Source organism: Mucilaginibacter jinjuensis (assembly GCF_028596025.1).
Lineage (GTDB): Bacteria > Bacteroidota > Bacteroidia > Sphingobacteriales > Sphingobacteriaceae > Mucilaginibacter > Mucilaginibacter jinjuensis.
In genome coordinates this window covers 3451511-3474709 of the sequence record NZ_CP117167.1, presented here as the reverse complement: position 1 = coordinate 3474709, position 23199 = coordinate 3451511, and the positions used below count along the sequence as shown (strand labels likewise).

The following is a 23199-nucleotide window of genomic DNA, read 5'->3' as shown; positions in this document are numbered from 1 at the left end:
GGAGGCTTTCTTCTTTTATATTGTTTATGCAAACTATAGTGCAAAACGCAGACCTAAGCTGGTTTGATACACTTGCATTTCCTGATGGCTTACATAACGGCCCTCATGGGCATCATTTTTAATATTGAAACCGGTTGGGGTATCCAGATAATTTTCTCGTAATACTAAACCAACACCTTCAGATAATTTCCAGGTTAAGGCAAGGCTTGCACCGTAAGCAAGCGCAAATGATTTTGAGCTATATTGGGTAAACGTAGCTGTTTGTGTACCTGCATAGTTATCTAAAACGGTAACTATCTCTGGGGTTGAGAAACTTTTTATTACACCACCAACAATGCGGCCATCAATAATAAATTTACTGCCCAAATTGTGGTTATACTGCGGGCCAACCATTAAACCGAAACTGCTGTAACGTTTGCTTGCTGTAACGGTAGATGTATAAGCGTTACCATCAACACGGTAACCGTTTGATAAATTGGTAACATCATTTTCATTTAAACGGCCCTGATCCTGGTAGGTTAATGATACTGCAAAGCCCCAGTTTTTATGAAGATAGAAACCGCCTTCAAAATCATACATCACACCTTTTTTGGCAAAACCTGCTTTGTTGTTTGCACCGCCACCAGTTGCACCGTAATCAGCTTGTTTAAAACTGGCCATTGGTGCCGAAAGGCCGCCGGATATACTTAAATAATTGCTTGGTTTATCTTGAGTATCTTGTGCTTTTGCGTTAAAAACAAAAAGTGTACAGCAAAGTAGGGGTAGTGATAGTATGAGTTTTTTCATGTGAAACTTAACGACGGGACTATTTTATTATTACATTATATTTCCGAATCAAAATTAGTTAAATCTGCCAAATAGAGGCAGGTTTTAAACTAAAATGAAAGGTATTTCACACTTTTTAACATATATAACTTACTAACAAGGCTTTAATGTAGTATTACCGATGTGTCTCGACTAACGCAATAAGAGATTTGTTAGATACGCTAATCTTCAAATATTTACCGAATAATGGTGATTGCTGTAACTTTTAAGTAATAAACATATCTTAGTTGCATAATAAATTTTTCCTGATGAAAAGAAATTCTATTCTCTGCACAGCTACCTTAGTTGCTCTGTGTATTGCTCCATTAACTGCCAGGCTACAACCTAAAGCCTGGGTAGCCAAATCAGATCAGTACACTCAAAAATTGATTGATCTGGATAAAAAATATTCGCCCGAGTATGGGTCATCACAAGGTTTGGCCGAGTATGATACTAATATATCTGTGCCCACATTGGCTAATCAATTAGCGGAGAGGAAGGATGAAGAAGCTTTAGTAGCTGAATATACAGCCGCCTTAAAAACAGAAACATCTGCCCCTGTTGCGCAAGATTTAAAGATCTTGATCGGTCACCTGAAATTAGGATTTCGCCAGCAGGATTTTGAGATGCAGAAAGAAGTTCCGTTTATGAATGCTGCCGAAAGTATTTATAACGGCTTAGATATTTTGCTTGACGACCAGACACCCGAAGCACGCCATGCAGCTGCGGTAATGCGTATCCGCAAGTATGCAGGATTAGAGAAAGGATACAGGCCAATAACTGCTATACTTCAAGAGCGTGTAGCACAGCAAATTGCCAAACCAAATATGATTTATCCGGGCAAGCAACAAATGGAAGTCGCCTTATCGCGCAATGCCAGTATTATTGCCGGGATACCCGAGTTATGCAAGAAATATAAGCTGACCGGTTGGGAAGAACCTTATGCCGAGTTGAAGAAACAAGTTGAAGCATACGACCAATGGACACGCGAGCATGTATTAATCAAAGCCCGTACAGATTTCCGTTTACCCGCCGAAGAATATAAACTTAACCTGGAAGGCTATGGTGTTGATATTGCGCCTGCAGATTTGGCCAAAATGGCCCATGCAGCTTTTATCGATATACAAAACCAGATGAAACCAATTGCCGAGGAAGTTGCCAAACAACGCCACCTGCCATCGAGCGATTACCGGGATGTAATTCGTGAACTTAAAAAAGAGCAGATCCATGGCGATTCTATTATCCCTCTATATGAACGCCATTTAAAAGATATTGAAGGTATTATTCGCGAACACCAATTGGTAACCCTGCCAAATCGCCCGGCTATTATACGTTTGGCTACAGCTGCCGAAACAGCACAAGGCCCTGCACCACACATGGTACCTCCGCCATTTTTAAATAATACAGGCCAGCGCGGTGTATTTGTATTGCCTTTAAATATGCCGCCTGCACCTGGCGAAAAGGAAACTGCCAAGTTTGATGATTTTACTTTCGATGCTGCATCGTGGACCATCATAGCACACGAAGCACGCCCGGGCCATGAATTACAATTTGATAAAATGGTAGAAGAGGGCGTATCTAAAGCACGTGCCCTTTATGCTTTCAACTCAACCAACGCAGAAGGTTGGAGCTTATATGCTGAGTATATTACACGCCCTTATATGCCTTTAGAGGGTCAACTAGTATCGTTAGATTATCGCTTGTTACGTGCTGCTCGTGCATTTTTAGATCCGGAATTGCAAGCCGGTACTGTTACACAGCAACAGGCGCTGGATATATTGATGAAGGATGTAGTACAATCGCGTGCGTTTGCACAACAGGAAGTTGAGCGTTATTCGTTACGCGCACCTGGGCAGGCCAATAGCTATTTTTATGGCTTCACCAAAATGATTGCTTTACGTAACAATGTCGAGATTGCTTTGGGCAGTAAATTTAATGCGTTGCGTTTTCATGATTTCATCCTGTCGCAAGGCTTGCTTCCACCGGCTTTGATCCGCGAAGCGGTGATGAATGATTTTGTTCCGGCCGAGAGAGCAAAGTAAAACGCTGGATATACGGAAGGCTATTAATTGACCATATCAGTTAATAGCCTTTTTGCTTTATATTGATATTATTTAAACAAGCAATTACCATTTGCGTATAAGCTAGTACCATGTATTTTATTATCTATACCAGTTATGCGGCTATCGATTTTAATGATGATCTGCTCAAATCATTACTTATACAATCGCGCGATAGAAATAAGGCGATGAGTATCACCGGCATGTTGTTTTATTTCGACGATACATTTATTCAATTAATCGAAGGTGGGGAGGATGAAGTAAAATTGCTTTACCAGGATATTTGTAATGATACAAGGCATAAACGGGTTATTACCTTAAAACAAGGCGAGCGTTCTGAGCGATATTTTACAGACTGGTCTATGGGTTTTAAATCAATTAACAATAATGAATTAGATACGGTTGAGGCTTACCGGAATTTGCAAGCCCCAACTAAACTTAGCGATTCTGCATTCTTTAATTTGTTAAAGCTTATAGCTGCTTAAATGATAAAAAGCATTATTCTCCCAGGTTAATTTGCTGTAATTCTTTACGGGCCGGGCCAGTTAAAACTTCGCCGTTAATATCAAAACGGGCACCGTGGCAGGGGCAGTCCCAACTTTTTTCTTCCTGATTCCAGTTCACAATACATTTGGCGTGGGTACAAACAGGGCTTAATGCATGTATTTTGCCGGTACCATCACGATAAGCTGCAATTTTTTGTCCGTTCACTTCTACAACTTTACCGCTATCTGGTTTTAATCGTTTTAATGAGTCTGTTTCGTGAATGTTAAACCTGTCGGCTATAAAGTGGTAAGCAACATCCGCATTTTCTTTAACAAACTCAGTAAAGCCATCTATAGGTTTAATGCGAGCCGGGCTGAATATCTTTTCGTATTTCCCTTCATCACCAATAACAAGGTCGGATAATATTTTTGCGGCAATTGAGCCCAACATCATGCCATTACCATTATAACCTGTAGCACAATAAACACCTTGAGGTTCGCCGGGCATTTGCCCGATATAAGGAAAGCCATCTACAGGCACATAATACTGGGACGACCATTTATATTTAACCGATGATACGTTATAGTATTTTCTGATATATTTTTCCAGATCTTCAAATGCTTTCTCTGCATCTTCGTGGCCGGTCTTATGATCATTACCACCGGCAATCAGGAACTTTTGTCCGTCAATTTCGTGTGTACGGAAATAATGATAGGGTTCCTGCATATCATAAACTAATGCATCAGGATATTTATCGTCTGTTAATTTAACTCCCAATACGTAACTTCGATAAGGCGCACAGCGAAAGTTAAACACATTAACGCCGGGCGGCATGTGTGTGGCGTAAATAATTGCACGTGCACTAATTGGGTTATTATTGGTTGCAACCTTAAACAACCCACCCGACTGCTCAAACTCTGTAACCTGTGTATAATTAAGCACTACGCCACCAAGTTCTATAAATTGCTGCTGAATTGCCTGCAAATACTTAAGCGGGTGAAATTGTGCCTGATCTGGTAATGCCACAGCCTTTTGGTATTCAACCGGTGTCGGCACATCATCCGTATAATTAATAGATACACCTACATTTTGAGTGCCCGTGTACAAGTCATCCAATTGTTTAACCTCATCATCGGTTTCTGCATATACAAATCCGGTTTTGGTTTCATAATCACAATCAATTTTATAGTGTTTTATATTGCTGTTTATAATATCGAAACCCTCATTAATAGCATCAGCAAATAATTGGGCACCCTCTTTACCAAAAGCACTTTCGGCTTCGGCATAAGTAGTATCAGCAAATGTATTCAAATGAGCACTTGTACCGCCAGTGGTACCAAATCCTGCTACATAACTATCTGCTACCACACATTGCTTCCCTGCCTTTTGGAGCATCAGGGCGGTTGTAATACCAGTAATACCTGCGCCAACAATTAATACATCATACGAAGTATTAATTGTAGCTTCCTGATCTTCTGTTAAAGATATGCCGGTTTGCCAGGGGCTTTGATGTTCACCATCACGCAGGGCAGGGGTAGGTACTGTTTTTTTATCACTTGCTTTATTTTTCATAATTGTAGATATATTATCACTACAATTAAATTACAGGTAGTGTTTGAGTGCTGCGCTTTCATTTTACATTATAAAAAACCTATTTTTACATGGTGCGTAAAAAGACTAATCCGCATAACATCAAAATCAGCTACCAAAATTTGGCACATACAGATACAACAAAAGCGAGCATCCAGGCAGATATTGAGGCCGTTGGCAAAATCCCGGTCGTAGATTCCATTCTTGAAGTAATTTGCCGTACTACGGGAATGGGGTTTGCTGCTGTTGCACGTGTAACAGACCAGCAATGGATAGCATGCAGTGTACGTGATGAAATAAACTTTGGCCTTGTACCAGGTAGTGAATTACAACTGGAGACTACCATTTGCCACGAAATACGGCAAAGCGGTGAGAGTGTTATTATAGATCATGTTTCTGAAGATCCTCAATTTTATGCTCACCATACCCCGGCCATGTATGGTTTTCAAAGCTATATATCAATACCCATCGTTCGCAAGGATGGTACATTTTTTGGCACTTTGTGTGCAATAGACCCCAAACCTGCTAAGCTAAATAACCCACAAGTTATTGGCATGTTTAAGCTTTTTTCCGAATTGATCTCTTTCCACCTTAATGCAATAGAACTATTAGACGTTAGCGAAACCAAGCTTACCGAAGAACGGAAAAGCAAGAAATTACAGGAGTTATTTAATAAAGAATTATCTACAGCCAACAAGAAACTGGCAGAAACACAATATAATCTTCAAACCATGGTAAGTAAACTTACCGAAAGTGAAGATAAGCTAAAGCAAGCAATAGAAACTGGCCGGATGGGCACCTGGAGTATCAACCCCAATACTTACGAAGTAACCATGTCGAACTTTGTGAAAGAGATGTTTGGCTTCCCGCTGGATCAGGAAATATCAATAGAAGAAATTGTAGAAGCGGTTGACCCGGATTATCGCCAGATGCTGATGGATGTTTTAGGCAATGCCATTGCCCGGCATGAATCGAGCGATACCGAATATCCGATAACCAACGTTGTAACCAATGAGCGTAAATGGGTTAAAGCAACAGGCAAAGTGTTTTTGAACGCCAATGGAGAAGCTGCTGAGTACTCGGGTATTTTTATGGACATTACCGAACGCAAGATGGACGATATTCGCAAGAACGATTTTATCGGCATGGTTAGTCATGAACTTAAAACACCCCTCACATCATTAAGTGCTTACATCCAGATGCTGCATGCCAAAGCGAGGAGAACAGATGACGTATTTACCACTGGTGCCCTTGAAAAAGCGAATACGCAGATCAAAAAAATGAGCACCATGATCAATGGCTTCTTAAACGTATCCAGGCTTGAATCGGGTAAAATACAGCTATTAAAACAGGCCTTCCTTTTAGATCAGCTGGTGAGGGACGTGATAGAAGAAACAACGCTTACCGTATCCAGCCATACTATCACATTTATACCCTGTGAACCACTTACTATTACGGCCGATCGTGATAAAATTGCCAATGTGATCTCTAACTTATTAAGCAACGCCGTTAAATATTCGCCCAAAGGTAAAAATATAGAAGTGCGGTGTGAAATCGTTGACGGTAAGGCGCAGGTAAGTGTAAAGGATGAGGGCATGGGCATTAAGCAGCAAGACCTTGAAAAATTATTCAGTCGTTTTTACCGTGTAAATAGTAAACATACCCAGCATATATCAGGCTTTGGTATAGGACTTTACTTAAGCGCCGAAATTATTGAACGCCACGATGGCCGGATCTGGGTAGAAAGTAAATCTGGAGTAGGATCAACATTTTATTTTGGCCTTCCGTTCAAACGTTAATCGGCTGTTTTATCAATGATACGTTTAATAACAGCATCCAGTTCCTGGGTTGTTGTTTTCAAATGCTTTACCAGCTCGCTTAATGAGCTATCCTTAATCAGTTCCTTATCAAACAATTGCATTAAACCCAAAATGCTAGCCACAGGCCGCCTTATTTCGTGCGAATTAATTTGTGCAATTTCCATCAGTTGCTCATTTTGCTTCATAATGCGGAGTTCTTTTTCTTTGAGCTCCGTAATATCCTGCATAGCGCCAACCATTCTTATCGCTTTCTTATCCAGGTTTCTGATAATATACCCCTGATCGATAATAAAGGCTACAGAATTATCAGCCTTAAGATAACGGTATTCTTCGCGCCAAAATTTAACGTCTTTGCTATTAATAGCCGCATTGATACTCTTTAAAACATACTCTTTATCATCGGGGTGGATGTGGTCGGCCCAGGCATCGATTGGTCCGTTCTTGATATCTTCGGTATAGCCAAAACTGGATTCAAAACTTTTACCCCATTTAAGCCGGTTATTTTTAAGGTTCCAATCCCAGATTACATCTTTAGTGGCTGCAGTAACTAATTTATAACGCTCGTTACTTAAACGTAAGCGTTCTTCGGCTCTTTCCTTTACCCTGCGGGCCTTTATAATTTCTGAAATATCCCTGGCCGATGCATATAGCGTGCCATCCGGCAACTGCGTAGCATTCCATGATAGTGATTTATATTCACCGTCGATACAGCGATATCGGTTATAAAAAAGTAAAACAGTTTCATTACGATTTAAAGCATGATATTGCTCCATCGTTTCCGGCACATCGTCCGGGTGAACAAGACTTATGAAAGGGCGGCCTAATAAATCTTCATCCGCATAACCCAAAGCATCCTTAAAAGCACAATTGGCTTTTATAATAAGTCCGTCGGCCGAAAAATGGCACAACAGATCGGGCGAAAGGTTAAAGAGCATATCGAGGCCCGCAGCATAATCAACACATTTTAAATCAACGGCACTATCCATTTTATAACTATTAATTACTTTTCTTTTTATGCCCTTGACATTTTTTACAACATGTCAGTAAAGTACAAAAAGGTAATTAATGAAGTTTTGTTCATTTTGGTCAGTTCGCCATTGTGGGCTTATTACTGGCCTTTGGTAGTGGTATGCTTATCTGTTTTGGGTGCAGCTGTAATACCTTTAATGTGGATAGAAATAATACTTGCATGAGACATGCCCAATGTTGAACCCGGAATTATCTTAAAGAAATATTTAAGATAAGTATTCATAATATCCTGAGATTCTTTAATATATGTAGCTTTAAATCCTTCCTCCATAAACGCAACTAAAGGAATGCGGTAAATCATATTTCCTTTATCATCTACATATATCGAAAATGAATAATAGAAATCGCGATACGCCTTATTAATTACAATATCAAAAGTAGGGTCGAGGTAGTCGTCAGAAGTATCGAAATTGTTCTCCATAGTAGGTTCCGTTTTACGCTGCTCAACCTTAACCATTGGGCTTTTGCTAATCAGCTGAACGGGCTGCCGGGCGGCAAATGCAGCTTTATAATTACTATTGGCCTTAGCTACCAGTTTGCTGATAAAAATACTGTCTTTGCGGCCTGGTCTGCGTAAAATGGTACTGTCACTATGCAAAGTGTTTTTGATGTAATTATCAGCATACAAAATCATGTATACCTGTGCCCCGGTAACATCAATAAGCCCGTCTTTGTATTTCAATATTTCAATCACCAGGCTATCTTTACTCATTTTTTTTACCTTGAGCCAGGCACGTGCTGTATTAAAAATAGAATCGTAACCCCGGCTTAGCGGGAAATTGATCAATTGTTTTTTGATGGGGCTGTAGATACGTGCAGAATCATCTGAAATAAAACTCATCTTCCATTGTGGTTCCAGTTGGTAACCATAATCGTTAAACGATAAGCCGTTTTTCATCCGCCGTGCCACTTCGGTATAAGTAATGCCTTGTATTGATTTGAAGGAGATTAAATCTTTAGCACCGTTATGAGATACAATACCTTTACGCTTACAGCCGGCACCAATTATAGTGAAGGCTAAAAGCAATATCATTCCGAATATTTTAGCAGTTTTTTGTTGAATAAGAAGCATAAATCATAGGTGTACTTTGTAGTTTCGAATATAAATTGTTTTTACACAATGTTTGGATTAAAGATATTTTAAAGCATTTGTGTTAAATACTAATTAAACTTAAATAGCACTAATTAGTGTTAATGTTTAATAGAAATGCATTTGTATATAACGTGTTACCTGGTTGTAAAACTGATTTGTTTTATGCTGCCAATTATAGGCGGATGATTATTATTGCAGAATAATAACTCCCTGCCAGAATATGAAACAAAAATTAGATATTGATAGCTGGGCCCGTAAAGAACATTTTAAATTTTTCGGCCAGTTTGAAGAGCCTTATCATGGTGTTAATGTAAATATAGATTGTACAGCCGGGTATCGCTTTGCCAAAGAAAACGGTGTTTCTTTCTTTTTATACTACGTGTATCAATCACTGTCTGCGGCTCATATTATCGAACCGTTTAAATACCGATGGGAGGGGGGGGATGTTTTTATTTATGATAGAATAGATGCCGGATCGACCATTGGCCGCAGTAACGGTACTTTTGGTTTCAGCCATATCAATTATTCACCATCATTTGAAGAATATATAGAGGGGGCCAACCAAGAAGTTAAACGTGTGCAGGAAAGTACACTACTAGAGCGTAACCCTGCAGGCAATGTGATCCGCTATTCGGCCTTGCCCTGGATCGATTTTACCGCGCTATCACATGCACGGATGTTCTCATTCCGCGATACCTGCCCCAAAATATCATTCGGTAAAATAACCGAAAGCAATGGTAAAAAGACGATGCCGGTTTCTATCCATGTACACCATGCGCTTGTTGATGGGCTGCATGTGGGTCAATATATAGATTGCTACCAGGAACTAATGCACAAAGGACTATAAACAAAAAGGGAACAGCTATACAGCCGTTCCCTTTTTGTTATTGCTCAAAAGAACTTATTTTAAGCCGTCTTTGATTTTTTTGATAGCATCTAAATGCGCCTGTACAATTGGAGCTGTTTCGGTAGCAAAGGCTTTTAAATCAGCATCTTTACCGTCTTTAGCTTCGCCGTTCATCAGGTCTAAAGTCTTTTTGTGACCATCAACCATAGCATCAACATAAGCTTTATCGAAATCTTTACCGTTTAATTTGCTCAAATCATCCATTTTTTTCTGGTGATCGGCATCAACTGTAGCTGGTAAGGTGATGTTTTTTGCTTTAGCAATTGCCATCAGTTTTTCGTTAGCTTTACCGTGGTCTGATACCATCATATTAGCAAAATCTTTAACTGATGGGTTAGTGGTTTTAGTTAAAGCCAGTTTGCCTAAAGCAACTTCGGCCATACCGCCATTAGCAGCATCGGTAGCAAATTTAGAGTCTGACTGATCTACTGCGATACCGCCTGTAGCAGCAGCATTAGTAGTTGTGTCTTTAGTTTTGTTTAAACTGTCTGCGCTTTCTTTAGCATCTTTTGGTTTGCTGTTACAACCCTGGAACGCAAATGCGGCCGCAGCGATCATAACCATGTAACTTAACTTTTTCATAGGTGTTAGTGTTTTTGATTTGTTTTAGAACACACTATGTTAAATTAAGTTTTAATTAAAATATTATTGTTTATATATCAGGAAGGAAATACAATTTAATATTTAGAATATATGTAATTGTGAAATAGTGTTAAATGAACTGCAAATGAGATAAATATCATTTATATTGCTTTGAAATAACTAATTAGATGAACAACTTTATCGCTGCAATTTTATTTACATCAATCTTTAATACAGTTGACTTACCCATTATACCCGCCGAAGTGGTATCCAAACACATGGGAGAGACTGTAAAAGTTGTAGATAAGGTTTATAGCAGTAATACCGATACTAAAGATATAGTACTAAAGGTTGGTGGGGCTTCAGATCATCAATATCTCACTGTAATTATTAAATTAGATGGGCAGGAGAAGGCAATATACACCGGTTATAATATTTATGTAACCGGCAAGCTGGTTAAATATAAAGGAGCACCGGCAATTATTGTCAATAATTCAAAACAGATCGGTATTGTAATGGCCGACCATGATCTTCGTAAAGCCTTTAATTAATTGGAGGAAATTTATCGTACGTACTGCCCATTTACAAACTTGTAGGTTATTGCCGAATCAATCTTAATAACCCTGCCTTTACGCAAATCTGTGCCCTTTTTGGTGACGAGGATATCGTTGAAATCTTTCCCTGTATTTAAGAATTGAATTTTTCCATTGTAGCTATAACAACTGTTAGGCTTTTTAGGATTACAATTACCCTGGTTTGTATAACTCATACCGGTTATATGAGCGATTTGCTTAAAGTTATTGTTGTAATAGGTATATAAAATCATCGACTCTTCAAGTTCACCCATATTAAGGCCTGCTCCCCCAAATACAAAGCCAATATTCTTTCCAATAGTTTTTACCTCGAAGTTGCCTGCTTCACCCATTTGGCCTATTCCATCTGTAATATTTTCAGATACTTCGGCCCAAACATTACTTGTTTTGTTGAGGACTATAAATTTAAAGGCGGGAGAGCAAGCCATACATCTAAGCATATCATCGTCGGGGTTTAACGATAGCAATACGTATAGCATTTTACCATCAATTGTAACCAGGCTATCGGCATATAAAATCTTAGAAGTAAATGGCATAGGTGATGTTAATGAAAACTTGTTCAACACGTCCGGCTCATTACATATAAACTTCGAGCTATTGGTTTTGATATCATAATTACCCTGGTACAGGGCCTGCATAATACCTTGCTTAGTTAATGGTTTTGCAGATCGCAGTTTTAGTTGAGCCTGAGTTGTGAACGTGGCGAACAATAATAAAGAAACAGCTAATGCTAATTTGCAAAAATGCTTAGGGGTAAAAAGCAAATACATGAATAATTGTGTTAAAGATTAAGTACCAGTGAAGATAATTATTCTTTTATTAAATAGCTGTGATTAAATCACACGCATTAATAATAGCCTGTTTATCAATAGTCTCCAATTGTGGAACCTTACCAAGGAGTTTTAACCCAGTATACTGTAGGATATATCTTTCCGATTCAGCATCTGTTTCGCCATTAAATATGATGCCTTTAATTGGGATATTTTCCTGTTGTAATGCCTTCCATGATAATATGGTATGATTAATACTGCCCAGGTAGTTTTGTGAGATCAGGATCACTTCGGCCTGTAGTTTTTTGATCAGATCGATCATTAAATCATACTCATTCAACGGCACCATTAGTCCGCCTGCACCCTCAATAATCAATATGTTATCAGTCTCTGGTATTGAAAAAGCATTCATGTCGATAACAATACCATCAATAGCAGCCGATTTATGTGGTGAATAAGGTTGCGTAAGCCTGTAAGTTTCGGGATGGAATACAGTTTGGGTATTAGATACCAGTGATTTAACTTTCAGGGTATCGCTCTCGTCTAAGTCGCCTGATTGGATAGGTTTCCAGTAGTCTGCTTTCAATTTTTCAGTTAATACGGCAGATGTAACTGTTTTGCCTATTCCGGTGTCTATACCGGTTATAAATATTGGGTTTTGCTTAGTCATTTGATCAATTTATTTAAAGTATTAGCCAATAATTCAATTTGCTGGTGTGTGTTGTAAGCATGCATGCAAATACGCAGGCGCTCTGTACCAACAGCAACCGTTGGGCTAAGTACAGGCCGAATATCGATACCTGCATCTTTTAGTTTCTCTGATATATGTTTAGCTTTCTCATTGCTACCCACCAGTACACAATGTATAGCACTTTTACTTTCCGAGCCAATTTGAAAATCGACCAGGTATTTGTTCAATAGCTGAATATTTATATGCAGCTTTTCTATTTCAGATTGAGCTTCATCCAGTAAACGGTACGCCATCTTAATAGCCGCCAATTGGTGAAATGAAGCTGCTGTACTATAGATAAATGATCGTGCGAAATTAACCAGGTATTCGCGCAGTAAATTACTGCCTAATACAATAGCACCATGTGTACCCATCGCTTTGCCGAAAGTAATAACACATGCAAATATTTCTTGCTGCAAGTTTAACTCATCTATAATTCCCTTACCGAATACGCCGATAGCATGCGCTTCATCGACAATTAACTGGGCATTATATTTTTTAGTCAGATCAAGCATAGTGGTAATAGGAGCGATGTCGCCATCCATAGAATAAACACTTTCCACTACCACGTAGATCTGTCCTTTAGCATTTTTGAGCTTTTCTTCAAGACTGGTCAAATCATTATGGCGAAATGTATATCGATTTGCATTACTCAGCCTGATGCCATCTATAATAGAGGCGTGTATCAACTCATCGGTAATTACTGTATCTCCACGTTGCGGCAAACTCGAAAACAATCCCAGATTGGCATCATAGCCCGAATTAAACAGCAATCCAGCTTCGTGACTATGATAATTTGCGATCCAACGCTCTAAATCTTCTGCATAGCCCAGGTTGCCACTCAATAAACGTGAACCCGTTGATCCATTTAAATGATTAGGATGTTTCGCCAATTCATCAGCAATTAATTGCTTTAAAACCAACGAGTGCGCAAAGCCGAGATAGTCATTCGATGAAAAATCAATCAGATCAGTATTTTCAGGTTTTAGTGTCCTGAAGTTACCGGCTTGCTTACGTTCGTTAAGCCGATTGCTGAGATATAAATCTGCGGAATGCTTCATTTAATTTACTGCGAAAATAAAAAAAGCGGCATGATAGCCGCTTCTTATTCTTTTTAATTTAGATAAAATTAGTTTTGTTGAGGAGCGCCACCGCCACCGTTTTGCATACGGGCACGCATATCGTCCTGCATTTTTTTGTAAGCAGCTGCTTGCTCTGGTGTTAAAATAGTAGCAATTTTAGCTTGTGTAGCCTGTCTGATTGGCTGCATGCCAGTCATCATAGCTTGTCTGTCGCCATTGGCAGCTGTACGAACGCTATCCATTTTGGTAGACTGCGCAGTAAGAATAGAAGTTATTTTAGCTGTTTGGTCGTCAGTTAGTTTTAACTGCGTTTGCATAGATTTTGCCTGATCTTCAGGGCTCATACGCATACGGCCACCTTGTGCATGTGATGCTGCAGCAAATCCTACTACCAGGCAACACATTAAAAAGATTTTTTTCATTGTTTTTTAGTTTTATTAGTTCTTTGATAAAGATATACCCTTACGGTTTAATAACAAGCCTGTAACTTAATTGTTGCTTTGTAGCTTAGATATAGAACGTTGCATTTGGGTCATCATTGCCGTTAGGCTCTCCATAGTAGGTTCTGGAGTGGGCTGCGGCATGTGTGTGCTGAAATAAGCTTTAGCCTTCCATACCTCTAAAATATCCTCACCATTAATCTCGTAAGGTTCGTAAACCGGATTATCTGATACTAATTTTAACTTCTTATTTTCTTTGTATTTATTACCGATACGTTTATATACTACGCCCTCTGTTTTCGAGATCACTACGTAAGTTTCGGTAGCCTTGATGTCCGACCAATTCTCTACATATTCGCCAATTACAATACTGCCCGATAACAGAGGTAGCATCGAATCACCCTTAATCTCGAAAGCCCGGAAGGTGCCCTGCTTAAACATAGGTAAATAAAATTTAGGCAACGTACCTACAAATTCAGGATCGGCATAACCATTTAAATAACCGGCACTGGCTTTAACGGGCACCAGTTCTATATTCTCGTTATCTTCTTTATCAACTGTAATACTAAGCACTCTTAAATTAGCAGGGTTGCCTTTTGGTTTAGGCGCCCACTTCTCGTCAATTGTTTCATTGATCAATGCATCTATACTTACGTCAAAAAACACTGCTAATTTTTTTAGCAGATCATATTTCGGATCGGCACGATCTTCTTCATAAGCACCCACTAACGACCTTTTTATATCCATTTGGTCTGCAAATTGTTGTTGGGTTAAACCTTTTTTCTTTCTGAGAAATTTTAGGTTAGATGAAATTATTGACATAAAATTTGGAATTGCTAATTTTGTTAGTAACTTTATGCTCATAAAATTAGTAATTATTTTTTGACTACCAAAATTTATATCAAATGAAAAGGTTCATCTATATTATTACAGACAGAAACAGAAACAATTTGCACGTGGGTTTATGCTCAGACCTGGTTAAAACCCTGAAGTTTTACAGCGATATGCCGACCTTATTTTTTGATAGTGCCCAACAATTGAACCGCCTGGTATATTTTGAGGAGATCAACAACGAAGATATGGCGATGGAACGCTTTAAGTTTGTCAGCACCTTTACCCGCAGCCAAAAAGAAAAAATGATCAGATCTGTAAATGCGGATTGGGTAGACCTTACCATCGGTTTAAAATACGAGCAGGGGATACGTACCAGAACTTACGTTCGCCCGTCATTTGCATCGCGTATGCAAAAAGCTACTGCTTAATAAACTTAAGCGCGCCGGAGTTCATGCAATACCTTTTGCCGCCACGGTCGGCAGGGCCATCGTCAAATACGTGGCCAAGGTGTAAGCCTGTACTTTTTTCTACTACCTCTGTGCGTTCCATTCCGTAGCTGTTGTCGGTTACTACGGCTATTTTACTTGTATCAACAGGCCTAACAAAACTTGGCCATCCTGTGCCGCTGTCAAATTTATCGGCAGAATTAAATAATATTTCACCGGTTGCGGCACTCACGTATACACCTTTCTCGTGATTGTTCCAGTAAGCGTTTTTAAAAGGCGGTTCTGTGCCTTTGTTTACCATTATATCGTACTCGTTAGGCGTAAGCTTATTTTTCCACTTATCAGCCTGCACTTTTGTTGCTTTAGTATTATTGCTTTGCTGTCCGTTCATTTGTTCGCACCCAAACAAAACCAACGCGCTGAACAGAAATACATTTACTAACTTTTTCATCTTAAACTATTTAGTTATTAGTCGCTTAATAAGCTTTTTCCTTACAAATATTTAAAAGCTTATAAATTAAGTACGTTAGCGTGGTAAGTATAGTTTGTGATAAGATTAAATAGCTTTTGTTTTAGGGATTAATACACCATTTATGACATGAATTATACCATTGCTTTGTTCAATGTCATCAATTTCAATTGTGCTTTTGTTGCCGTTCTCGTCCGTCAAGATAATATTGTCGTTTTTATCTATTGTTGCCTTGATGGTGCAGCCCGCTAAAGTGATTAATACAGCTGTGCCTTTACCTTTGCGGATTTTTTTAGTTATACTTCTTTTATTCAATATACCCGAAACCGCATGGCAGGTTAATACATTGCACAGATCAAGATTATGAGCGGGTTTCATCAAGGTGTCCAGTTTCCCCGCGGGTAGTTTTTTGAAAGCCGCATTGTTAGGAGCAAATAGCGTAATCGGGCCTTTGCTCTTAAAAGTGCCGGTTAAGCCATCTACTCTGATGGCTTTTACCAGTATGCTAAACTCAGGATCGATGGTTAGGTTTTGGATAATATCTTTAGCAGCAAACATATCCACACCATCAACAGTCTTAACTTTTTTACTCTTGTTAATTTTCACCCTCACACTATCAGTAACAGGGGCCGAAGACATAGCCACTTTTTGCCCATAAGTTGTTATGCTTACACAAATCAGTATGAAAATTAATAAAGCCTTTTGCATATTACCGTTAATCCTAAACTCTACTTAACTATTTACACTACAGGTTGTTTTAAATAAAAAAAGCGACCAATAAAGCCGCTTCAGTTTTTTATTAAGTTGTTTACCAACCAGGTGTAAAGCCTAAGCCAAATACAGGCTTGCTAACATCATTACGGTTAATTGGGTAAGCCAGGTAAGGCTCTAACACAAAGAAACCAAATAAGTTAACCCGCATAGATATACCAAAACTTAATGCCGGTACACGCTGATTTGTGTTATAAACCGGTGCAATTACAGGTTTGCCATTAGCACCATTAATTACATTGCCAGATGCATCAGTTAGCGGTGCATACCCAATAATGTCCGGCGTTTTCTGGAATTTGATCTGGTTTCCTGCATTCCAGGCTAAACCGGCATCGAAGAATAAGTTTAATTCAGTAAACAGAAATTTCGATTTAATCTGTGATAATTTTTCTGGACCTGTAAATGGTAGCCTAACCTCAAAATTACCTACTGCAATGCGGTTACCCGATAACTGATCGACCGTAAACCCATTGGTGCTTACCTTGCTGCTATTATAAAAACTATCATACTCATATCCGCGAATCAGGAAAGGATACCCCACAAACATAGGGTACAGTAGGTCGTGCGTATCGCCAATCCGCCCATAGCCGTAAAAACGCGCGGCTAATGTTATGGGTGCGAGTCGTACATATTTACGCAGATCAATGCTTGGTGCAAAATAACGTGCAGTACCAAAATCATATTCGGCTTGCAAACGGTATCTATAACCATTTAAAGGTGATGCTATACCGAAGAATGAGTTATCGCCCACCAACGCCGTATTTACATTAAATAATGTAAACGGTTTAATGCTGATGCCATTGTTGTAGGGGTCTGATTCATAATCTGAGCGAGAAATATGCTGCCTGTCTGTAGCTATAGCCTGGTGAGATGTAGTGTCGTAATAAGTACTGTATCGGTCTACCCGGTAATAGTAATGCGATATACCAGTACCAAACTCAACGCGGCTGGTTTTCGAGAATGGATACGAAGTAAATATGCTTGCCTGATCCTGAAAAATACGGATCACATCGTAACGTTCCTGATCAACCGGTATATTTTTGCCCTGATAATTATAGGTTGACGGCACAAAGTTATAGTTCACATATTGGAAAGGAATATGCGATATAGACACGCCGAAATTCCATCTGCCTTGCTGGTTGATGTATGCCAGCTGGGCACCAAAATCATAGATCTGCCCATTTACTGAAGCCCCGGCATAAATCTGGTTTCGTCCTAATATATCACTAAATACACCTTGTATACCGCTGGCTAAACCTGCACCATAAGTACTTACGCCCACACCAACACCACTGCTTGCTAAATAATCGAGCTTAAATTGCGGGCGGTATGGCGTATTCTTGATAGAATCTGTAGGGATACGCGGATAGGCCAGATAGTTATTTAAATTGGCATTAATCAGATCAACTCCAACTGAGCGGGGAGGAGGCAGCATGGCCGCATCGAAATTGGTAAGCCCCGGATCTATAACTAATGGTTTAAACTCCGAAGCTTTGGCGTTATACAACGCGTATTTCTGCGAACGATAGTATGAGTAAACAATATCGTCGTTATTAGAAATGCTCAATGCCGGAGAATATTCTGTAATACCACTGATACCGGTAAACAGATCTGTCATCTGCTCGGTTTTACCGCTTGATGGGGTATACCGGTACATATTGCGGAAACCATCTTTATTCGACAGGAAATAGATTTGCGAACCATCTGCCGAGTATTGCGGGTTAAGATTATTAGCCCCGTTAAATACTTTAATATCCGTTATCTTATGCGTAGCCAAATCCAACTCGGCCAGGTTAAAGGTAATTTCCTGGGTTAGCGATTGATCGTAAGTGGTACGGTCTGATGAAAAGATGATCTTTTTACCATCCCTCGAAAAGCTGGGCTGGTAATCAGAATACTTGTCATTTGTGAGCTGGGTTACCTTTTTAGTATCCAGATTGTAGCTATATAAATCGCCCTGACCTTCTGACATCCCCTGGAAAACAATATCCTTGCCATTCGGCGACCACGATAGGTTACTGAACTGTTCTGCTTTCCCCATGGAAACATCCTGTAATACATGCCCGCCCGGGATACTCACAATCAGCATCCGGTTACGGCCACCTTTAAATACACTGAATGCAAATTTCTTCCCATCAGGCGACCAGGTTCCAGCCGATTCGATAAAGTTAAACTCGTCTATGTGGGTGTTAGATATTTTACTCGTGAGTTTCCTGATGACTCGCCCTGTTTTGGCATCCGCGAGGTAGAGATCGACCGTAAACAAATCCTTTTCCGACAGGAAAGCCAGATATTTACCATCCGGACTAATGGCCGGCGCAACGTTCATCTCACCAGCGTTCTTATTGTCGATGAGCCTTTTACCAATAGGTTTCTGAACCGTATCTATTAAAAATGGCTTGTAAGTGGCTTCGATAGAATTTTTCCACAGCTTGGATAATGTTTTATCATCATAACCAAACGTTCGCCTGATACCATATTCCAGACCAAAACGGGCTGTATTTTTAAAGAAAGGAACGATGATCGTATCGCCATAAGTAGAACCTAAAAACGACCAGAATGCTTCACCATATCGATAAGGGAAGTATTTAGTACTCTCTGTCAAATCTTTGACCGTAGGTATATCATGGTTCAGATAAGCATCGCGCATCCACATTGCGGTGTAGGCATCCTTTTTACCGAGCGAAAGATACTCGGCCATACCCTCAATCATCCATAGCGGCAAGTTATTAAGGCTTGCCAAACTGGTTGTATCGCTTTGCAGTAAAGAATGGTATTGAAATGCGTGTACCAACTCGTGGCCAATTACGTGGCGTGTAGTTTGGTTGGTTTCCATTACTGGCATTACTACCCGATTTTTTAATCCTTCGGTAACACCGCCCGTGCCTACACTAATTTCGCCATCAATAGCGGTAGTCTGCTGAAAATCGGGGTGATTGGCGTACAGGACAATCGGGTTAGCCTTACGAAAGGTATCCCTGAAAATCTGCTGATGTAAGGTATACCAAAGCTCGCTTTCTTGTGCAAAGCGCTTAACGAGACTATCATTTTTCATGTAATAATAGATCTCGAAATGCGGGGTTTTATAAACCTTAAACTTCAGATTTTTATAACGAACCTTGTTTTGCCCAAAGTACTGTGCATTTGCTTTGTGCGCATTTAACAGTACCATTACCAGGCAAAGCGAGGCAATAACAAGCCGTTTTAATTTATGTAACGCTGGGTATAGTTTAGGCATATAATCAGCAAGTTATCGTTTGTTAAATTTAAACAATTATGTTCATCAAAATGGTGTGGTCGGCTGTGTTGTTGGCGGTTCTACCGGTACAGGTACAGCCTGTGTAGTATCAATCGGTGCCGACAAAGTATCTGCAGAGGTAGTATCAACCGAAATACGTGGCGACGGGCAATTATATTCTTTCGTAATTTTGCCCCACGGTTTCGGGAAAGGCCCTGGCTGATAACCACTTTTCGGATCGGCATAAACCTTTTCCATAAAACGGCCGAATATCGGCAGTGCAGTATGTGATCCCTCACCACTTTCTGATGTATTGAAGTGTACGCTGCGATCATCAGCACCAACCCAGATACCTGTTACCAGATCTTTGGTGATACCCATATACCAGCCATCAACATAATCGCTCGATGTGCCGGTTTTACCGCCAATCTGGTTGCTTTCTTTTTTCCATAAGCCCGGATATTCCCAAAGGGCTTGCGAAGTACCACCCGGTTCTTCCATACCACCACGGAACATGTACAGCATCAGCCATGCAATTTCGTCGCTCAGTACTTTTTCTGTCTTCAATGTAAACTCTTCCAATAGGCCACCACTTTGATCGGTTATCTTGGTTACGAGCAAAGGATCGATTTTGTTGCCTCTGTTTAAAAAAGTACTGTAAGCACGTACCATTTCAAAAACAGAAACATCATTTGAGCCTAATGATACCGAAGGCACAGACTTAAGCGGGCTTTCGATACCACATTTGTGTGCATATTGAACCACTTTGTCCCAACCCACTTTCTCAGTCAGTTGCGCGGTTATAGAGTTAACCGATTTACCCATAGCCCAACGCAGCGACATTTCGCGGTACGAGAATTTAAAGTCGGCGTTGTTTGGCGCCCAAACATCGGGCTTGCCGTTATCCATATAACTGATAGATACCGGCTTATCGGTAAATTTATCGCAAGGGGTATAACCGTTATCCAACGCGGTTAAGTAAGCAAAGGGCTTAAATGTAGAACCCGCCTGGCGTTTAGATTGGTTTACGTGGTCGAAGTTGAAGTACTTATAATCGATACCGCCCACCCAAACCTTAATTTTACCGGTGGTTGGCTCAATGGTCATCATCCCGGTGTTCAGGATTTTAGCATAGTATTTAATAGAGTCAATGCTTGATAGGGTAGTATCGCGATCGCCATTCCAGCTAAAGATCTTCATCTTTTTAGGCTTCTTAAAATAGGCCTGTATTTGCACGGTATCGCCTTTATATTTCTTGTCTAACAGATCGTAGATTGGTAGTTTCTGCTCGGCCTTTAACACGAAATCTTTAATCTCCACACCGTGCGAATCGCGCCATGGAGCTTTTTTACCCCAAATGCTGTAGAAACGCTTTTGCAGCATCTTCATTTTCTCGTTCACTGCTTCTTCGGCATACTGCTGCAGGCGCGAATCGATAGTGGTATAAATCTTCAAGCCATCCTGATACAAATCATAATCATTGGCTTTTAACCATTTATCCAGCCATTTTTCTACCGCGTGGCGGATGTATGAATCGCCCTGAGAATCATTCTCAACATAACTCAAATCAAGATCTAAAGGCTTTTTAGTGTTTTCGTCGTAAATGGTTTTATTGATATAACCATATTTTTGCATTTGGCCCAATACGGTGTTACGGCGCTCGATAGAACGTTCAGGATAGCGGATTGGGTTATATACCGATGTTCCTTTCAGCATACCGATCAGCATGGCTGCCTGTGCAGGGTCGACCTCATTAGGGTTTTTATTGAAATATTTTAGCGTAGCTGTTTTTATACCGAATGAATTATTGCCAAACGGAACGGTGTTAAAATACAGCGTGAGAATTTGCTGTTTGGTGTATAAATGCTCTATTTTAAAAGCAGTAAGCCATTCTTTACATTTATAAACTATGGTACGTAATACCGGGATATGTTTGATAACACCCTGCGATTTACGCTTACGGGTTGAAAACAAATTCTTAGCCAGTTGTTGTGTTATGGTACTGCCACCACGTTTGTCGCCTTTGGCAGTTGATAATACGCTGGTAGCGAACGAAAAGAAATCGACGCCCGAATGCTTATAAAAACGTGCATCCTCGGTTGAGACGAGCGCGTTGATAAGGTTGGGTGAAATGTCTTTAAATTCGACAGGGGAGCGGTTTTCTTTGTAGAATTTGCCGAGAAGCTTACCATCGGCCGAGTATATTTCTGACGAAACCGACATGGTAGGAGTTTTAATATCCTGCATATCAGGCGTGTACCCAAACAACCAAAGGAAGTTAAGCTCTATGGCACAGAAAAATATAATTACGAAATAGATGAAAATTAAAAAACTACGTAGGAATATATTGTTTATTCGTCTGAACATTGGGTAAAGATGTGAAATTAAGCCACTATTTCATAGTGATCAACAAATATTAACAACGTAATTAAAACCACGAAATTTTACTTAAAATACTTAATAATTTTACTAATGGATAATATAGTTCAGGAATTTAAAATAACAGGCGAAAAAAAGGTTTCTTTAAATGACTACGACACCGCTTACACAAGTTCGTACAAAAAGGATGATGCCGAAGAGGTTCTAACTAATTTGATTAAGGAAACTGCCGAACTGCAAACTAAACTCTACGCAGATAATAGCTACTCGCTCCTTATCATTTTTCAGGCGATGGATGCGGCTGGTAAGGATGGGGCAATTGCTCATACCATGTCGGGCTTAAATCCGCAGGGCTGCCAGGTTTACAGCTTTAAACAACCAAGCGCCGAAGAACTGGATCACGACTTTTTATGGCGACACTATATTGCCCTGCCCGAGCGCGGCCGCATTGGTATCCATAACCGTTCGCATTACGAAAACGTGCTCATCACTAAAGTGCACCCTGAATTTATAATAGGAGAGCGGATACCGGGTATAAATAAGGTTGAGGACATTACCGACGACTTTTGGAAAGACCGCTATAAAAGCATCAAAGAATTTGAAAAACACTTAACCCGCAACGGCACCAAGATCATCAAATTCTTTCTCCACTTATCAAAAGACGAACAGAAAGACCGTTTTCTCAAACGTTTGGATACACCTGCCAAAAACTGGAAATTCTCTGCCGCAGATATCGAGGAGCGCAAATATTGGAAAGATTATATGAAGGCTTATGAAGATGCCATCAACATCACATCAACCGATGATGCGCCATGGTACATTATCCCGGCTGATAAAAAGTGGTTTACAAGGATTGCTATTTCGAGTATAATCCTCGATACGATGAAAAAAATGAATTTGAAAGACCCGGTGATTTCGGCGGAAGAAAAAGCCAAATTTGATGGAATCAGGAAGATGTTGGAGGAAGAGAAATAGATTTCTGGACAGAAGGACAAAAGAGTAAAGACCACCATTGCCGTCATTGCGAGGAACGAAGCAATCGCGAACTATACAGAGTGGCTCTGTATGCAGGGGAT

At 39.9% G+C, this 23199-nt stretch carries 21 protein-coding genes; 7 read left to right on the top strand and 14 right to left on the bottom strand.

Annotated elements, in window-relative coordinates:
* Window positions 1–33: 33 nt before the first annotated feature.
* Window positions 34–786, bottom strand: coding sequence for a hypothetical protein (locus PQO05_RS15595; protein ID WP_273628274.1), 753 nt, complete (start codon window positions 784–786; stop codon window positions 34–36).
* 287 nt (window positions 787–1073) lie between these two features.
* On the opposite strand from PQO05_RS15595, the gene PQO05_RS15590 reads away from it, so the two are divergent.
* Window positions 1074–2846 (top strand): DUF885 domain-containing protein, encoded by a 1773-nt coding sequence (locus tag PQO05_RS15590; protein WP_273628273.1) that lies wholly within the window; start codon window positions 1074–1076, stop codon window positions 2844–2846.
* A gap of 110 nt (window positions 2847–2956) precedes the next feature.
* Complete coding sequence (locus PQO05_RS15585) at window positions 2957–3349, top strand: BLUF domain-containing protein (RefSeq protein ID WP_273628271.1); 393 nt, start codon at window positions 2957–2959, stop codon at window positions 3347–3349.
* A 13-nt stretch (window positions 3350–3362) separates the two neighbouring features.
* On the opposite strand, the gene PQO05_RS15580 is transcribed toward PQO05_RS15585, so the two are convergent.
* The gene (locus PQO05_RS15580) at window positions 3363–4922 is read right to left on the bottom strand and encodes an FAD-dependent oxidoreductase (protein ID WP_273628269.1); all 1560 of its coding nucleotides are present in this window, start codon (window positions 4920–4922) and stop codon (window positions 3363–3365) included.
* 89 nt (window positions 4923–5011) lie between these two features.
* On the opposite strand from PQO05_RS15580, the gene PQO05_RS15575 reads away from it, so the two are divergent.
* A complete protein-coding gene (locus PQO05_RS15575; RefSeq protein WP_273628268.1) occupies window positions 5012–6739 on the top strand; it encodes an ATP-binding protein in 1728 nt (575 codons plus the stop codon).
* Here PQO05_RS15575 and PQO05_RS15570 read toward each other — a convergent pair.
* Window positions 6736–7746: a PAS domain-containing protein gene (locus tag PQO05_RS15570; RefSeq protein ID WP_273628266.1), complete on the bottom strand. Its 1011-nt coding sequence runs from the start codon at window positions 7744–7746 to the stop codon at window positions 6736–6738. The genes PQO05_RS15575 and PQO05_RS15570 overlap by 4 nt on opposite strands.
* A 122-nt stretch (window positions 7747–7868) precedes the next feature.
* A complete protein-coding gene (locus PQO05_RS15565; protein WP_273628265.1) occupies window positions 7869–8822 on the bottom strand; it encodes a hypothetical protein in 954 nt (317 codons plus the stop codon).
* A 280-nt stretch (window positions 8823–9102) separates the two neighbouring features.
* Between PQO05_RS15565 and PQO05_RS15560 the strand changes: the two genes are divergently transcribed.
* Window positions 9103–9729, top strand: a complete 627-nt coding sequence (locus PQO05_RS15560; RefSeq protein WP_273628264.1) for a chloramphenicol acetyltransferase — start codon at window positions 9103–9105, stop codon at window positions 9727–9729.
* Between the two features lie 54 nt (window positions 9730–9783).
* On the opposite strand, the gene PQO05_RS15555 is transcribed toward PQO05_RS15560, so the two are convergent.
* Entirely contained in the window at window positions 9784–10371 is a 588-nt protein-coding gene (locus tag PQO05_RS15555) for a DUF4142 domain-containing protein (RefSeq protein WP_273628263.1), read from the bottom strand.
* A gap of 188 nt (window positions 10372–10559) precedes the next feature.
* Between PQO05_RS15555 and PQO05_RS15550 the strand changes: the two genes are divergently transcribed.
* Complete coding sequence (locus PQO05_RS15550) at window positions 10560–10922, top strand: hypothetical protein (protein WP_273628262.1); 363 nt, start codon at window positions 10560–10562, stop codon at window positions 10920–10922.
* A gap of 11 nt (window positions 10923–10933) precedes the next feature.
* Here PQO05_RS15550 and PQO05_RS15545 read toward each other — a convergent pair whose 3' ends face one another.
* The 5 genes from PQO05_RS15545 to PQO05_RS15525 form a co-directional block, all read right to left on the bottom strand.
* On the bottom strand, window positions 10934–11734 hold the full coding sequence (locus PQO05_RS15545; protein ID WP_273628261.1) for a hypothetical protein: 801 nt from the start codon (window positions 11732–11734) through the stop codon (window positions 10934–10936).
* Window positions 11735–11783: 49 nt separating this feature from the next.
* Window positions 11784–12404: a dethiobiotin synthase gene (bioD, locus tag PQO05_RS15540; RefSeq protein WP_273628260.1), complete on the bottom strand. Its 621-nt coding sequence runs from the start codon at window positions 12402–12404 to the stop codon at window positions 11784–11786.
* Entirely contained in the window at window positions 12401–13525 is a 1125-nt protein-coding gene (locus PQO05_RS15535) for an aminotransferase class I/II-fold pyridoxal phosphate-dependent enzyme (protein WP_273628259.1), read from the bottom strand. Before PQO05_RS15535 ends, bioD begins: the two co-directional genes overlap by 4 nt.
* Before the next feature lie 68 nt (window positions 13526–13593).
* The gene (locus PQO05_RS15530; protein WP_273628258.1) at window positions 13594–13968 is read right to left on the bottom strand and encodes a hypothetical protein; all 375 of its coding nucleotides are present in this window, start codon (window positions 13966–13968) and stop codon (window positions 13594–13596) included.
* 66 nt (window positions 13969–14034) lie between these two features.
* The gene (locus PQO05_RS15525; RefSeq protein ID WP_273628257.1) at window positions 14035–14808 is read right to left on the bottom strand and encodes an XRE family transcriptional regulator; all 774 of its coding nucleotides are present in this window, start codon (window positions 14806–14808) and stop codon (window positions 14035–14037) included.
* An 83-nt stretch (window positions 14809–14891) separates the two neighbouring features.
* Between PQO05_RS15525 and PQO05_RS15520 the strand changes: the two genes are divergently transcribed.
* Window positions 14892–15248 (top strand): GIY-YIG nuclease family protein, encoded by a 357-nt coding sequence (locus tag PQO05_RS15520; protein WP_273628255.1) that lies wholly within the window; start codon window positions 14892–14894, stop codon window positions 15246–15248.
* Here the strand turns inward: PQO05_RS15520 and msrB are convergent.
* The 4 genes from msrB to PQO05_RS15500 form a co-directional block, all read right to left on the bottom strand.
* Window positions 15238–15717 carry a peptide-methionine (R)-S-oxide reductase MsrB gene (gene msrB, locus PQO05_RS15515; RefSeq protein ID WP_273628254.1) on the bottom strand — a complete coding sequence of 160 codons (480 nt, stop codon included), beginning with the start codon at window positions 15715–15717 and terminating at the stop codon, window positions 15238–15240. The two genes, PQO05_RS15520 and msrB, sit on opposite strands and share 11 nt — an antisense overlap.
* Before the next feature lie 105 nt (window positions 15718–15822).
* Window positions 15823–16443 carry a fasciclin domain-containing protein gene (locus tag PQO05_RS15510; protein ID WP_273628253.1) on the bottom strand — a complete coding sequence of 207 codons (621 nt, stop codon included), beginning with the start codon at window positions 16441–16443 and terminating at the stop codon, window positions 15823–15825.
* Between the two features lie 100 nt (window positions 16444–16543).
* The gene (locus tag PQO05_RS15505; protein WP_273628251.1) at window positions 16544–19744 is read right to left on the bottom strand and encodes a DPP IV N-terminal domain-containing protein; all 3201 of its coding nucleotides are present in this window, start codon (window positions 19742–19744) and stop codon (window positions 16544–16546) included.
* Between the two features lie 45 nt (window positions 19745–19789).
* Window positions 19790–22111 carry a transglycosylase domain-containing protein gene (locus PQO05_RS15500; RefSeq protein ID WP_273628249.1) on the bottom strand — a complete coding sequence of 774 codons (2322 nt, stop codon included), beginning with the start codon at window positions 22109–22111 and terminating at the stop codon, window positions 19790–19792.
* Window positions 22112–22216: 105 nt separating this feature from the next.
* On the opposite strand from PQO05_RS15500, the gene PQO05_RS15495 reads away from it, so the two are divergent.
* Window positions 22217–23098, top strand: a complete 882-nt coding sequence (locus PQO05_RS15495; protein WP_273628248.1) for a polyphosphate kinase 2 family protein — start codon at window positions 22217–22219, stop codon at window positions 23096–23098.
* Window positions 23099–23199 lie beyond the last annotated feature (101 nt).